We start from the raw sequence: 15,245 nt of genomic DNA, 5'->3' as shown, positions 1-15,245 counted from the left end.
TTTAAAATTTATTTAAAACTGCCTATTTTGGCCAATTCTAACACTTCTTTTACTTCATCTATAATGGCTTCATCATCTATGGTGGAAGGAACTTGGAATTGATCACCATCGGCTATACTTCTTAATAATTTGCGAAGAATTTTACCTGAGCGGGTTTTAGGCAATCGATTCACTACAACCACATCCCGCAAAGAAGCCACGGCACCGATTTGTTCCCGAACTAATTTCACTACTTCGTGTTGCAACTGGAAATGCTCTATTTCTTCCCCGAGCTTGGTTACCACCAAAGCCAACGGAATTTGACCTTTCAATTCATCGTTAATACCAATCACAGCGCATTCGGCTACGGAGTGATGTGAAGCCACTATTTCCTCCATCTCGGCTGTTGACAAACGGTGACCGGCTACGTTGATCACATCATCTACCCTACCGGTTATATAAATGTATCCGTCTTCGTCTTTGTAACCACCATCGCCTGAGAAATAATAACCGGGAAATTTATTCAAATAGCCGGTTTGAAAGCGTTCATTGTCGTTCCAAATATCCAGCAAAGTTCCCGGAGGCAAAGGCAATTTTATCACTACATAACCTTCTTCATTGGGACCTAACTCCTGTCCGTTTTCCCCTAAAATAACAATATTATAACCTGAAACGGCTTTCCCGGAAGAACCCGGCTTGATTGGTAAATATTCAACGCCCATCATATTGGCTATCATTGGCCAGCCCGATTCGGTTTGCCACCAATGGTCGATGGCAGGAATCGGAATATGCTCTCGGTACCATTCTAATGTGGCTACATCACAACGCTCTCCAGCCAAGAATTGGGTTCTCAAACAAGATAAATCGTATTGTTTGATGAACTCACCGTTAGGATCTTCTTTTTTGATAGCTCTGATGGCTGTGGGTGCTGTAAACATGACGCTTACCCTATGCTCAGCAATTACGCGCCAAAAAGTACTGGCATCAGGTGTTTTAATAGGTTTCCCTTCAAAAACAATAGTAGTGTTTCGGTTGAGCAACGGACCGTAAACAATGTAACTGTGGCCCACAACCCAACCCACATCGGACGCAGCCCAAAAAACTTCACCCGGTTGAACACCGTAAATTTTTTGCATGGAAAACTTAAGTGCTGTGACATAACCACCGGTATCACGTACTATGCCTTTGGGTTTACCGGTAGTACCCGAAGTGTATAAAACATATAAAGGATGTGTAGATTCTACCGACACACAATTTGCTTCTTCAGAGCCATAGATAAGTGCGTCGTAATCAACATCGTATTTTTTAAACGGAATTCTGGCGCCCAATTTCCTATTGAGCACCACTACTTTTTTCGGTTTGTGCTCAGCCAACTCGATAGCTTCATCCACCAATGGCTTGTAGGCAATTAATCGGTCTATTTCAATTCCTGAAGAAGCGGTGATGATGACTCTCGGTTTGCAATCGTCAATTCGAATAGCCAATTCGTGTGGTGCAAATCCACCAAAAACCACCGAATGCGTTACGCCAATTCGGGCACAAGCCAACATGGCAAAAGTGGCTTGCGGAATCATAGGCATGTAAATTACCGCGGTATGACCTTTTTTTAAGCCCAAAGAAATCAGCCCTCCGGCCAATCGAGCGACTTCAGATTTGACTTCGTTATAAGTATATTTTTTTACGGTTTGGGTCACCGGCGAATCATAAATCAGCGCTACATCGTTGCCAAAACCATCGTTGATATGTTTATCGAGTGCTAAATAACAGGCATTTAAGCTGCCGTCTTTATACCACAAAGGGTAACCGGTTTCATCGGCAGAAAGTATGGTTTGCGGTTGGGTAAACCAATCCACTTGACGGACTTGTTCACCCCAAAAAGTTTCAGGATTTTGAATGCTTTGGTTGTATAATTCTTGGTAATTCATGGTTTAGGTTAGGTTGGTAACAGTTTAATTCACAGCTTAAATGTAACCATTATTAGCTTACCTATCAAAACTTTGTTGCTAAATAAGTATACACAACTTTGGCCTTTTCAATGTAAATCGAAACTAAGAATACCGTTATTCCAATAGGGATTATACCAACCTAAACCTATATATTACTCCAGTAATTCATTCACTTGCTCTACTACTTTTTTAATAGAGAACGGTTTGGTTAAATAGGCATCAGCACCAAGAGTTAATCCTTTCTCGATGTCACTTTCTTTGTTTTTGGCCGAGAGAAACATCACTTTACAATGCTGAAGTTTTTCGTTTTTCTTAATTTGTTCCAAGGTTTCAAAACCGTCCACAAAAGGCATCATAATATCCAGTATAATTACATCAGGAAGTTGGTTTTGCAATATATCCAAAGCTTCCTGACCGTCACGGGCAATAAACACTTCAAAGTTGTTCTTTTTGAAAGTGTACTCTAAAGACATCACGATATTGGGTTCGTCGTCTACAATTAAAATCTTTCTCATAACTGCTGTTTTTTGGGTAACGTAAAGGTCAAACACGCGCCGCCGGTAGCATTGTTGGTGGCCCAAATATTCCCTTTATGGTGTTCTATAATTTGTTTGCAAATGGCCAATCCTAATCCGCTCCCGATAGGCTTTTTGAAATTCTGATTGGTCGATTGGTAAAACTTATCAAATATATTTTCAAAATCGGTAGTGGCTATGCCTTTACCGTTATCACTTACTTCTACTTGCACATAGTCGAACTTATCATACACCGCCAAAGTGATCAAACCATTTTTGTCCGGGCAGAATTTTATGGCATTCGACACCAAATTGGTCACCACTTGTACTATGCGGTCTTCATCATATTCGGCTTTTAAATTGGCATTGCCTTCTAAGTGAATATGGATGTTTTTATTGTTAATGAGTTGCTGCAATGGCTCTATAGAATTCTCTATAGTTTCCATAATTTTGTGTTTGGCCCAATGCAATTTTTGGCGACCGGTTTCAAATTTTTCCAAATCCAAAATTTTATCAATCAAACGGTTCAAACGATCGGATTCGGATATGATGTTTTGCAAAAACTGTTTGCGCAATTCCTCGGGAATTTCATCATCGTCGTACAAAATCTCGCTCGACGCACGAATTGCCGTAATAGGTGTTCGCAATTCGTGGGTTACCGTATCAAGGAATTCATCTTTTTGCTTGTCTTTAATCATCAATGATTGGTTAGCTTCCTGCAATTTGGCCGATATTTCCTTGAGTTCAATGGAGGTTTCCATGAGCTTTTTATTGATGATGATGTTCTCTTTGGATTCTTCCAATATCTTTAACACCTCAGGCAAGGTAATTTTTTCTTCTTTCACCACGCTTGAGATAAGGATTTTAGCAGAAGCTGTGCCAATATGACCGGTCAGTAGGTTTTCAGAGAATTTGATCAAACGCGCATCGGCTAATTCTTCGTTTTTATCTACGTTGTATTTAACGTTGAAGATATTCATGGCGCGCTTGGTTCGATCTTCGCCTAAAAACTTAATGAGCACTTTTTCAATATCGTTTCGGTAAGCTGTTCCTTTCCATACAAAGGCATTTTCGTGCATATTGATGTATTTGTTGATGTCGAGGAACATCTCGGCATAATTGCGCTCACGGTAATTGCCTTTAAAACTTACTGAAACCGCTATATATGTCATAAAGTTGAACAACAAACTCCAAAACAGAGCATGCGGTACAGGCTGCAAATAATCGAGTCCGAACAATTGCAATGGTCGCAATAGTTCTATGCCCAAGAAGCCATTGGTGATAAAGGAAGTGTCGGACGAAGTGATTCCTAAGGCATATGGGATAAGTAACGTATACAAACAAATTACAAACCCTACGATTAGGCCGGATACTGCTCCGGTTCGTGATCCTCTTCGCCAAAACAATGCGCCAAAAAAAGAAGGCGCCAACTGGGCAATAATCACAAAGGCAACTAAACCAATAGAAAACAAACTGTAATCTAAAGCAAAATAGCGGTAAATAAAGTAGGCTATAATGATAAGCGAGAATATCCCAATCTTACGAATATTGACAATTTTTTTGTTGATGGTGGTTTGCTCATTGTGTTGTAACCGACCTAACAAACCGTAAGGAATGATAAGGTTATTACTCACCATGGTTGACAGGCCGATGGATGAAACGACTATCATAGAAATGGCTGCCGAGAAACCGCCCAAGAAAACCATTACAGTTAAGGTTTTATTGTTAAAAAACTGTGGAATTAAAAGCGAAAAAGTATCCGAATTCACGTTTTGGCCGTCGAATAAAATATTCCCTCCCCAAGCAATGGGGTACACAAAAATATTGAACAACAACAAATACAACGGAAACAACCAAACTGCGGTGTTCACATGATTTTCACGGGTATTTTCTATAACCGACACCTGAAACTGACGTGGCAATAAGAAAATGGCGAACAACGACAATACACATAAGAAGAACCAGTTGAGCGCTTGCGGTAATCCGCCTATGGTGTTTTTTTCTCGGAAATTTTCAAGCAAAGAAGCTTTGGCATAAATATCATCAAACCCGTCGAAAACGAAAAAGGTTACATAAACCCCAATGATGATAAAGAATACCAATTTTAAGACACTTTCCAAAGCTACTGCGGTAACGATTCCTTTTCTTTTCTCGGAAGCATCCACATAGCGGGTTCCATAAATAGAGGCAAAAATCGCCAAGGCAAAAGCCACATAGGTGGTGCTGTCGTCAAATATATTAGAGTTTGACGGCGTTTGGGTAACCAAGTGAAAAGTTTCGGAGATGGCTTTGAGTTGCAAGGCAATGTAGGGCAAGATACCAAACAAGCAAACAATGGTAACTACGGCTCCTAAAAAACGGCTGTTACCGTAACGAAGTGAAATAAAATCAGCTATACTCGACACTTTATTTACTCGAGAAATACGAATGATTTTCTTTAGTATAATCATCCAAGCCGGGATAATAATAATGGGACCGAGATACACCGGTAAATAGTTCAACCCTGAGTTGGCCGCCACTCCTATACTACCGTAGTAAGTCCAAGCGGTACAATAAACCGCCAGAGACAAGGAATAGATATAAGGATTATTGGTCCAACGAGAGCTTTCTTTTTTCTCTGCCCAATGGGCAATGAAAAACAGCACGCTCAAATACAACGCCAGGATGACTAATAAAGCTATACTATTCATGGTACCGTTTTATAATGAGTAAAGAAAGTAAAGCCGAAAACAACCACACCGAAAAAATGTAAATATAAATCACCGGAAATCCCAAAAGACTCTCGGCACTGTCAAACAACAATACTATGGGAAGATTGAGCCCAATGAGCAAAACCATTGAGATGATGACTAATTTTTGTTGGTGACGTTGTTTCATAAATTGCTATGCTATATAAATACCAAAAGCCCTTACAAAGTAAGAGCCCTTGGTTACCAATAAACTATTTATTTATGTTAATCTTCATATTCATCGGTGATGGCATACCAACCAAAGATGGTTAAGCCGGTTACAATTAGCGGTAATAATATGAAAAAAATAATTATTCCGAAAACTAAATCGTCTTGTTTTCCTGAGGTTAACTTCCCTCCGAAAATTCCGATTGCAAAATAGGCAACAGCCACGGCTAAAGCTATCCAAGCAATCCCTAAAAATTTCTTTAATGTGTTCATACTGTTTGTTTTAGTCGTGAAGTGTATTAATTTTTCTATCTATATAAATCATTCCGATTATGAAACATACGGCAGCAATACCAATTGGATACCACAAGCCCTCCAAGTAAAACTCAGGATCGCCGGCATCTTTAGCAGTAGTTACAAAGTACGTTGAAATAGCCGGAAGCAATCCTCCAAATATACCATTTCCAACGTGATAAGGCAACGACATCGACGTATATCTGATTTTTACCGGGAACATTTCCACTAAGAAAGCAGCTATCGGTCCGTATACCATAGTTACAAAAATAACTTGTATAAATACCATGAATACCAAGAACCACATATCACCCGAGTTGATTTTCTTGGTAACTTTGGTTTCGATTTTGTCTTTGCCTTTGTCATCCAACATCAACTTCCCGTTTTCGAAATGTTTGGTTTTAATTTCTTCTACAGTAGTACCGTCAGTGTAAGCTTTGGTAGTAGTGTAAATAGAGTCCATTTTAGTAGCATCTACTTCTTTCATGGTAGGGACCACTTTGGTTTGTTCTACAATTTCGGTTTTTTGGGCTAAGTCGGTTGAAGCATACATAGCGCGGTAAATCGGACGGTACAATAAGATTGCCAACAGCATACCGGCCATCATAATAGATTTTCTTCCGAATTTATCACTCAACCATCCAAAGAATACAAAGAAAGGTGTTCCTAAGATTAAGGCAATCCCTAATAACATGTCTACCTGCGAAGAGTCGATACTTTGTACTGTTTTTAAGAAGTTCATCGCATAAAACTGACCGGTGTACCAAACTACCCCTTGCCCCATAGTAGCCCCGAACAAGGCTAACAAAACAAATTTTAAGTTGTATTTGTGACCGAAACTTTCTTTTAACGGATTGGATGATGTTTTCCCTTCCGATTTGGCTTTGGCAAATACCGGAGACTCATCCATGTTTTTACGAATCAAGTACGATACATAAACCATTAGGATTGATACCCAAAACGGTACTCTCCAGCCCCACTCTTCGAAAGCTTCTTTAGACATCGCTGCTTTGGTAATCAAAATTACCATCAATGAAATGAACAACCCAACTGTTGCAGTGGTTTGAATCCACGAGGTCCAGTAACCTTTTTCACCTTTAGGCGCATGCTCTGCCACATAAGTAGCTGCACCACCATATTCTCCACCCAATGCTAAACCTTGTAACAAACGTAGGATTAACACCAATACCGGAGCGGCAAAACCAATGGTTTCATAACTCGGAATACATCCGATGACAAAAGTGGCTCCACCCATCAACATTAGGGTTACCATAAAAGTGTACTTTCTTCCGATTAAGTCTCCTAATCGTCCGAAGAATAAGGCACCAAACGGACGCACCACGAAACCGGCGGCAAAGGTGGCCAAAGTTGACAAGAAAGCCGCTGTAGGATTGTCTGTTGGGAAAAATTTGGTAGATAATACTACGGCCAAACTACCGAAGATGTAAAAATCATACCACTCAATCATGGTTCCCATAGAGGAAGCGGAAATCACTTTCCAAATCCCTTTTGTTTTTTTATCGCTCATACTGTATAAATATTAAATTGGTTATTAGAAACTATAGCAACAAGAAACCATGGCTCTGAAGTTACCTACCTTTTTGTTGTTACCATCAAAAGTAGCATCAGGCTTGATATCACCCCAAGTAGCACCGGTGTACTCAATCTCAGGGGTTACTCTGAATTTGTTTTGTTTGAAATCCACACGAGCCGAAACACGCATTACGTTATCAACGCCGCGGGTTCCTGAGAAACCTCTACCGTACAAAGTAGTCGGATTGTCTTTGCTAACCCCGTCGGTTTTAGTGTAACCAAAGAACAAGCCCGGCGCTACACTTTTACCATTACCGGCGATATCTACCCACATGGCTGTAGTTTTGATTCCCTCATAGGTTTCAACTTCACCCGGTGTAGTATATCCGGCAAAACCGCCCAACATTACTAAGTTGTACATGTTTTTACCGCTAATTCCGTAGGCTTTGATGTGGAATTTATCGTTGTTGTATTTAAAGTACCCTACAACTGAAGTAGTGTTTACTTTTTCTTTAGAAGCCAAACCATTGCTTACAGTTAAAGGTTGTAATGATTTGTATTCAAATCCTAAACCGGCAATCCAATTTTTGTTTTTAAATTGAAACTGTCCGTGTAGGGTTGGCAGTGGTGAATTGAAAGAAGCCGAGTTTTGCGTTCCACCGGTAGCGGTAGCTGTCGTAAACTCTCTTTCTTTGTAAGCGGTGAATGCAAAAGACAATTCTTTAGTCAGGTTTTGCTTAATACGCGCTTGCGATACCCAACCGAACGGGTTAAACATAATACCGGTACTAAAGTTAGCTACCCCCGGAAACACTTCCGGAATAAAAGTTGGGTACCAAGTTTGCCCCAAAGTTAAAGTGGTTTTTTCCCACTCCATGTTCACATAAGCGTGACGCAAACGGAACAAACCGATAGAAGCTTCGGTATTCCCAAAGAAATCACCTTCTAAGGTTCCGGTGGTTTTAGCACCCCATACATCCGGACCTTTGGCTTTAACGCCCAAACGCGATACTACCGAGAGGAAATTGGAAGCGCCGGCATCGTTAAGATCATCTCCGTTAGCATCCAATTGTTCGTCTAACGGATAAAGATTTAAGTTGTACTCACGTACTTGTGCGGAACGGCGGGTGTCCCAAATGTAATCGGTTCTTACAAAACCGTAAACGCTCACATCCCACTCTTTGGCTGCCGGTGCGGCTGGTGTTGCAGGAGCTGCAGGAGTTTGCTGAGCATAGCCCGATAAAGAACAGGCGGCAAACGTTACAACTAGTAATTTTTTCATAATTAAAATAATTGGTTTTGGTTAAATTTTGTTCAGCCAAATTCCAATATTTAATTGTTCAAAAAAATTACGATATATATTATTGTAAAATACTATAGCTAATCTTTGAAACGTTCCCATTTTATAAGCATGAACTTATCTCCCAATTCGGTGATAATCATCCCGGCTCCTTTCAATACCTCTTTATTTTTAAGAAATTCCACCAATTCTAAGTGATTGTAAATCTTATAGGTGGGATGGTAATCGGTATGATTGGGTTTGGAAATTTTAAACTCTTTAACCCAATTGCTCACAGTAACATGTGACACCCCTATAATCCGCTCTATTTCGCGGTAGCTCAACCCTTCGAGATACAGTTGCAATGCTTTAGTAACATAATAACTGTCTATCTTTTTACCCAGTTTGTTTACGGTAAAGTAATAATTGCATTTTTTGCATAAAAACCTTTGTCTGTCTTTAATTACGCCGCTTTTAACTATCGCGTCACTTTGGCATTTGGGACACGCTATAATCTCCATATATATAAATTTTGCATAAATATACTTATTTAGCAAATATACAAAAGCATTTTTGATAATTTTTTTTGATAAAAATTACATAAAGCACAATTTTATCCATTTTAAATTATAGTATCAATAATTAATTTTATAATCCGAGCCCTTTAAAAAAAACGCTTTAGCAACTATCTGTTGTAACCATCCCAAAAAAACAAGTTTTAAATTTAACATTATGTAATATATTTTCTTACTTTTAAGAAATAATCACTTGTTACTGATTATAATTACCCGCCAATTTCAATCATTATTAGTTTAATAAGCTATGAAATGGAAAAAACAATTTAATCTGGCCGTTACTGCATTTAGCCTGGCTTTGGCTATATTGGTATTCATTAATGTATTGCTGTTTGTAATTTTAAACCGAAACACCAAACAAGATGGTCATGTTATTCACACTTATGATGTAATACAAGTAAGCAATAATTTATTATCAACTGTAAAAGATGCTGAGACTGCGCAACGCGGTTATATCATTACTAAAGACCCTAAGTTTTTGCAACCTTACATGCATTCCGTTAAAACTAAGGACAGTTTGTTTTTAAAACTTGAACAACTTACCCAAGACAACAAAATCCAACAAAACAGACTGGAGGGCATCCAGAAACTTATCCAAAACAAATACTTGTTCATAGAGGAAACCATAGTAACCTTAAATAAGTTAGGTCCTGAGAAAACTATCGATTTGGTTAACAATGGCAGAGGCAAAATGATTATGGACAGTCTTCGTACTGAATTTCAAAAATTCAACCTTACCGAAAACAACCTATTAAAAGAACGGGCCAAAAAGGCACAAAAATCAGTGAATACGCTCAAACTGATTATGGTTTACAGTAGTTTTTTGTCTATCCTTATCTTTTTGATCACCTTTTATAAACTTTTTCAAAAAATTAAGCTGCAACACAAGCAAGAAGAAGCCTTGTTTATTCAAAACGAATGGTATCAGCAAACCATGTACAGCTTGGGCGATGGCGTAATTACTACCGACATTAACGGCAACATAACTTTTATCAACCGCTCCGGTTTAGAAATTACCGGATGGACTTATAAAGATGCCGTGGGCCAACCCATAGAGTCCGTTTTTAAAATTATCAATAATAATGCTTCAGGAAAAAGTGTTAACCCTGCTTTGATGGCCATGAAGGAAAACAAAATTATTTTCCTCGAAAAGAATACCCAACTGATTCAAAAAAACGGTACCGCTATCTTTATAGACGACAGTGGCGCGCCTATCCACGACAGTCAAGGCCATATTATAGGTTCGGTATTGATTTTTAGAGACATTACCGAGAAACGCAAAACCGAGGAAAAGCTCAATATAATTTACAACCAGTCGCTCGACTTGATTGGGGTGGCCAATAAAAACGGCTATTTTACCAGCATTAATCCGGCGGTTACCAAAATATTAGGCTATACCCAAGAAGAGTTTTTAGCCCAAAGTTACTTTGACTTTATACACCCGGACGACATTAACCGAACCGACAACGAAAAACACACCCTATTTGCCAACATAGACACCCTTGATTTTGTTAACCGCTACCGCAGCAAAGACGGCACCTACAAATGGATAGAATGGAATGTGACTATGGTAGATGACCTAATGTATGCCATGGGCCGTGACATAACCGAGCGCAAAAAAGCCTACGAAATGATTGCGGAAACCCATAAAAAATTCTTCCAAATCCTCGAGTCGAGTCCGGTTGCCATTATCATCACCGAAGTAGACAACCAAAACATCCTTTATGTTAATGATTCATTTAGCTTGCTAACAGGCTTTCACAAAAGCAGTCTTGTGGGTAACAACGCCATCCAACACGGCACCATAAAACCTGAAGAAGCAGAAAAAATCCTTAAAAGCATTAAAGACGAAGGCGGACATAAACGCAACATAGAATCGCAACTTAAACGTTTAGACGGCACCTTAATAGATGTTTTGTTCTCGGTGGAAAGCATAGAAATTGAAGGCAAAATGTGTTATATAGGTACTTTTATCGATATTACCGAAAGAAAAAAATCGGAGACCAATACCTTGCGCATGAACCTTGAACTGGAAAAAAGGGTGAAAAAGAGAACGGCTCAAATTGAAAAGCAAAAGCAATTTACCGATGAAATTTTAAATAAAATCCCAACCGAAATAGCGGTTTACGACAGTTTTGAAAAATACTTATACGTAAACCCCAAAGGGATTGAAAGCGAAGAAATAAGAGATTGGGTGATTGGCAAAACCGATTTTGACTTGTGCAAACTTAAAGGCTTAGACCCTGCGCTAGCCGAAAAAAGACATTGGTCTTTTCAAAACATTCATAAAAATGACAACGTAGAATGGATAGATGAAATTACCCAAGAAGACGACAGTACCAAATACATGCTGAGAATTTTACACCCGCTTGACAAAAAGAAAAAATTTATCCTAACGGGTTACGACATTACCCAACTTAAAAATGCCGAAAAAGAAAAAACAGAATACATTAAAAGCTTAGAGGAAATGATGTTTATGACTTCGCACAAAGTCAGACTCCCTATAGCCAACATTATAGGCATAGCCGGTTTACTGGAATACGACCTAAACAAGGAAGAACTAGCCAAGATCATGGACAACGTTAAAGACTCTGTTACCGCCTTGGATACTTTTACCAGAGAACTGACGATGTTTATACATAATGTGAAGAAGAAGCTTTAGTTGGGTTGCGAGTTGCGGGTTACGGGTTACGAGTTACGAGTTGCGGACAATTCACTTTAAACCCGAAACTTGTAAGCCGAAACATCCGATTCAATCAGTACATTCTAACTGACGGGATAGTAGTACCCGAGAACAAGAGTCTTTTAAACCTTAAACTTTTAACCCGAAACTCGCAACCTTCAAATAACCCCAGCAAAAAAGCCCCAACCGGGGCTTTTCTTATTTCAAACTGTTTAAGCTTTGCTCTATCGTGGCAATCTTGGCCAAGGCATCGCCCTCTTTTTTGCGTTCGTTGGCAATGACTTGCTCCGGCGCACCGGCTACAAATTTCTCGTTGGCCAATTTGCCTTGTACACTGCGTAGGAAACCTTGGGTGTACTTCAACTCCTCAGTCAGCTTAGCAATTTCCGCAGCAATGTCGATGTTACCGGATACCGGTATAAAGTACTCATTCGACTTTACACGGTAGGTTAAGGCACCGTCTACTTTATCGGTCACATAGTCCAATTCGGATAAGTTACCCAATTTAACAATTACGCTGTCAAAATAAGTCGAAGCCTTTTCGTGGTTTACCACTTTTAAGGCTACGGCATCTTTCATTGCTATGTTTTTGTCCTTGCGGATGGTTCGGATACCGGCTATGACTTCGGCAGCGAACTCAAAATCGGCTATTAGCTTTTCGTTGTAAGCGGTTAGCGTTGGATACTCGGCTATAATTAAAGCTTGCTCCGGTGTCCTTTCGGCTATGTGTTGCCAAATCTCTTCGGTTAAGAACGGCATAAACGGATGTAACAACTTTAAGTTGGCTTCCAACATTTCGATGGCTTTGTCAAACGTAGCGCGGTCGATTGGCTGTTGGTAACCCGGTTTAATCATTTCCAGGAACCACGAACAGAAGTCGTCCCAAACCAATTTGTATATCGCCATCAAGGCGTCGGACAAACGGTATTTTTCAAAATGGTCTTCAATTTCCGCTAAGGTTTGTTGCAACTTGGCTTCGTACCATTCGATAGCTACTTTAGCACTTTCCGGTTGCGGAAGGTCGGCTACTTCCCAACCTTTTACCAAACGGAAGGCATTCCATATTTTGTTGGCAAAAGCCTTACCGTTGTTGCATAATTCCTCATCAAACAAGATGTCGTTTCCGGCTGAAGCACTCAACAACAATCCTACTCTAACACCATCGGCACCAAATTTTTCAATCAGTTCCAACGGTTCAGGCGAATTGCCTAATGACTTCGACATTTTACGACGCTGTTTGTCGCGCACCAATCCGGTTAAATACACATTGGTAAACGGTTTTTCACCGGCGTATTCGTAACCCGCAATAATCATACGCGCTACCCAGAAGAACAAAATGTCCGGTCCGGTTACCAAATCGTTGGTAGGATAATAGTATTTAAAATCTTCGTTTTCGGGATCTAAAATACCGCCAAATACTGCCATAGGCCATAACCAAGAAGAAAACCAGGTATCGAGAGCATCCGGATCTTGAGTGAGGTTGTGGGTTTCGAGTTGCGGGTTGTTGGTTTTGGCTCTGGCAAGCTCAAGCGCAGTTTCTATATTTTCAGCAACCACAAAATCATCTTTGCCCTCGCCATAGTAATAGGCCGGGATTTGTTGTCCCCACCACAATTGGCGCGAGATGTTCCAGTCGCGGATATTTTCCAACCAATGACGGTAGGTATTGTTAAAACGCGACGGGTATAATTTGATTTCTTCGGTTTCCAATACGGCTTTGATGGCCGGTTTTACCAATTCTTCCATGCTAAGGAACCATTGGTCAGACAAACGCGGCTCGATTACGGCTTTGGTACGTTCTGAAGTGCCTACTTTATTCAAATGCGTTTCGGTTTTGGCCAAAGCACCTATTTGTTCTAATTCAACAGCTATTTCCTCACGCACTACAAAACGGTCTTTGCCTTGGTAGTGCAAGCCATAGGAGTTTAAGGTAGCATCTTCGTTAAAGATGTCGATAATTTCCAGGTTGTGTTTTTCACCTAAGGTTTTATCGTTCACATCGTGCGCCGGCGTTACTTTTAAACAACCGGTTCCGAATTCCATGTCCACATACTCGTCAAAAATGATAGGGATTACGCGGTTGCAAATCGGTACGATAGCTTTTTTACCTTTTAGGTGCGTGTAACGCTCGTCTTCGGGATGGATACAAATAGCAGTATCCCCCAAGATGGTTTCAGGACGTGTTGTAGCGATGGTTACAAACTCGTTTGAACCTTCGATTTGGTATTTTAAATGGTACAATTTACCTTGACGCTCTTCGTAAATCACTTCTTCGTCGGACAAGGTAGTTTTGGCCTCCGGATCCCAGTTGACCATACGGTAACCGCGATAGATATAGCCTTTATTGTATAAATCAACAAACGAGCGAATTACGGAAGCCGACATGTCGGGGTCCATAGTAAACTTGGTTCTGTCCCAATCACAAGAACAACCCAATTGTTTGAGCTGCTCTAAGATAGTACCACCGTATTTGTTGGTCCAATCCCAAGCGTGTTTGAGAAACTCTTCTCGGGTTAAATCGTTTTTGTTGATGCCTTCGCTTTTCAACTTGGCCACTACTTTGGCCTCGGTAGCAATTGAAGCGTGGTCGGTTCCGGGAACCCAACAAGCATTAAAGCCTTTCAAACGGGCACGACGAATCAACACATCTTGTATGGTGTTGTTTAACATGTGGCCCATGTGCAAAACTCCGGTCACATTGGGTGGCGGAATGGTAATGGTGTATGGTTTGCGGTGATCTGGTTTAGAATGAAAATAGTTGTTTTTCATCCAGTAGTCGTACCACTTTTTTTCTACTTCTTGGGCGTTGAATTGCGCTGGAATCATATGATTTTAGATATCAGATTTTAGATTTTAGATTTTCGGATTACAGAAGTGAGAGACCTATGCCTATTAGCCCCGATTAAAGAGGCTACCGCGTAGCCCGTAAAGCGGGAATATGGATAACAGATACACACTAACCACTCGCTCCTAACCCTCTGGCACAGCTTTTGTAAACTGAATTGCAAAAGTAACTAATAAAGACTTTAGAAAAAATTAAGAATTAAATTTTTGTGCATTAATTTAAACCCAGTATTTTTACTAACCAAATACAACGTTTGACCTATGAAAAAAATAATACTTATCGCAACTATCTTGTTTAACGCAATGGTATTTGCTCAGGACGGTCCAAAAATTGAGTTTAAAGACAAAGACAACACCATAGATTACGGTAAAGTGACTAAAGAAGAAGACAGTGGTTTGCGCGTGTTTGAATTTACCAATACCGGCAATCAACCCTTGTTGATTAAAGACGTGAAAAGCAGCTGCGGTTGTACGGTGCCAAGCTTTTCTAAAGACCCGATTATGCCGGGCAAAACCGGAAAGATTGAGGTGAAATACAATATGAATCCGGGGCCTATCAGAAAAACCATTACGGTAGAAAGTAACGCGGTAAATGTAGACGAAGGTCGAGTAGCTTTAAAAATAAAAGGCGAAGTAATCATCAAACCGGTAGAGAACCTGCTGGAAAAAAAGACAAAAAGTCCATTAATGCAATAACAGA

General features: G+C 40.0%; 11 protein-coding genes. 2 read left to right on the top strand and 9 right to left on the bottom strand.

Going from position 1 to position 15,245, the window contains the following annotated elements; genetic code table 11:
- Nucleotides 1-8: 8 nt before the first annotated feature.
- The 8 genes from ACJG85_RS08080 to ACJG85_RS08045 form a co-directional block, all read right to left on the bottom strand.
- Nucleotides 9-1,904, bottom strand: coding sequence for an acetate--CoA ligase (locus ACJG85_RS08080; RefSeq protein WP_412476094.1), 1,896 nt, complete (start codon nucleotides 1,902-1,904; stop codon nucleotides 9-11).
- A gap of 173 nt (nucleotides 1,905-2,077) precedes the next feature.
- On the bottom strand, nucleotides 2,078-2,440 hold the full coding sequence (locus ACJG85_RS08075) for a response regulator transcription factor (protein WP_412463802.1): 363 nt from the start codon (nucleotides 2,438-2,440) through the stop codon (nucleotides 2,078-2,080).
- Nucleotides 2,437-5,130 carry an ATP-binding protein gene (locus ACJG85_RS08070; protein WP_412463801.1) on the bottom strand — a complete coding sequence of 898 codons (2,694 nt, stop codon included), beginning with the start codon at nucleotides 5,128-5,130 and terminating at the stop codon, nucleotides 2,437-2,439. The genes ACJG85_RS08075 and ACJG85_RS08070 overlap by 4 nt, the downstream gene beginning before the upstream one ends.
- Complete coding sequence (locus ACJG85_RS08065) at nucleotides 5,123-5,317, bottom strand: hypothetical protein (RefSeq protein ID WP_409679507.1); 195 nt, start codon at nucleotides 5,315-5,317, stop codon at nucleotides 5,123-5,125. The genes ACJG85_RS08070 and ACJG85_RS08065 overlap by 8 nt, the downstream gene beginning before the upstream one ends.
- 77 nt (nucleotides 5,318-5,394) lie before the next feature.
- Nucleotides 5,395-5,610 carry a DUF6814 family protein gene (locus tag ACJG85_RS08060; protein ID WP_409679510.1) on the bottom strand — a complete coding sequence of 72 codons (216 nt, stop codon included), beginning with the start codon at nucleotides 5,608-5,610 and terminating at the stop codon, nucleotides 5,395-5,397.
- Nucleotides 5,611-5,620: 10 nt separating this feature from the next.
- The gene (locus ACJG85_RS08055; protein ID WP_409679512.1) at nucleotides 5,621-7,159 is read right to left on the bottom strand and encodes an MFS transporter; all 1,539 of its coding nucleotides are present in this window, start codon (nucleotides 7,157-7,159) and stop codon (nucleotides 5,621-5,623) included.
- 24 nt (nucleotides 7,160-7,183) lie between these two features.
- Nucleotides 7,184-8,446 (bottom strand): hypothetical protein, encoded by a 1,263-nt coding sequence (locus tag ACJG85_RS08050; RefSeq protein ID WP_412463800.1) that lies wholly within the window; start codon nucleotides 8,444-8,446, stop codon nucleotides 7,184-7,186.
- A 98-nt stretch (nucleotides 8,447-8,544) separates the two neighbouring features.
- Nucleotides 8,545-8,964, bottom strand: coding sequence for an IS1/IS1595 family N-terminal zinc-binding domain-containing protein (locus ACJG85_RS08045; RefSeq protein WP_290873581.1), 420 nt, complete (start codon nucleotides 8,962-8,964; stop codon nucleotides 8,545-8,547).
- A 301-nt stretch (nucleotides 8,965-9,265) separates the two neighbouring features.
- Between ACJG85_RS08045 and ACJG85_RS08040 the strand changes: the two genes are divergently transcribed.
- Nucleotides 9,266-11,680 carry a PAS domain S-box protein gene (locus ACJG85_RS08040; protein WP_412476093.1) on the top strand — a complete coding sequence of 805 codons (2,415 nt, stop codon included), beginning with the start codon at nucleotides 9,266-9,268 and terminating at the stop codon, nucleotides 11,678-11,680.
- A gap of 219 nt (nucleotides 11,681-11,899) precedes the next feature.
- On the opposite strand, the gene ACJG85_RS08035 is transcribed toward ACJG85_RS08040, so the two are convergent.
- Nucleotides 11,900-14,527 carry a valine--tRNA ligase gene (locus ACJG85_RS08035; protein WP_412476092.1) on the bottom strand — a complete coding sequence of 876 codons (2,628 nt, stop codon included), beginning with the start codon at nucleotides 14,525-14,527 and terminating at the stop codon, nucleotides 11,900-11,902.
- 279 nt (nucleotides 14,528-14,806) lie between these two features.
- Between ACJG85_RS08035 and ACJG85_RS08030 the strand changes: the two genes are divergently transcribed.
- Nucleotides 14,807-15,241 carry a DUF1573 domain-containing protein gene (locus ACJG85_RS08030; RefSeq protein WP_409679524.1) on the top strand — a complete coding sequence of 145 codons (435 nt, stop codon included), beginning with the start codon at nucleotides 14,807-14,809 and terminating at the stop codon, nucleotides 15,239-15,241.
- The last annotated feature ends 4 nt before the right edge of the window (nucleotides 15,242-15,245 follow it).

It is taken from the genome of Flavobacterium mekongense (assembly GCF_047038255.1).
Lineage (GTDB): Bacteria > Bacteroidota > Bacteroidia > Flavobacteriales > Flavobacteriaceae > Flavobacterium > Flavobacterium mekongense.
Note: the sequence above shows the minus strand (reverse complement) of the source record. Positions and strands in the feature narration are given on the sequence as shown.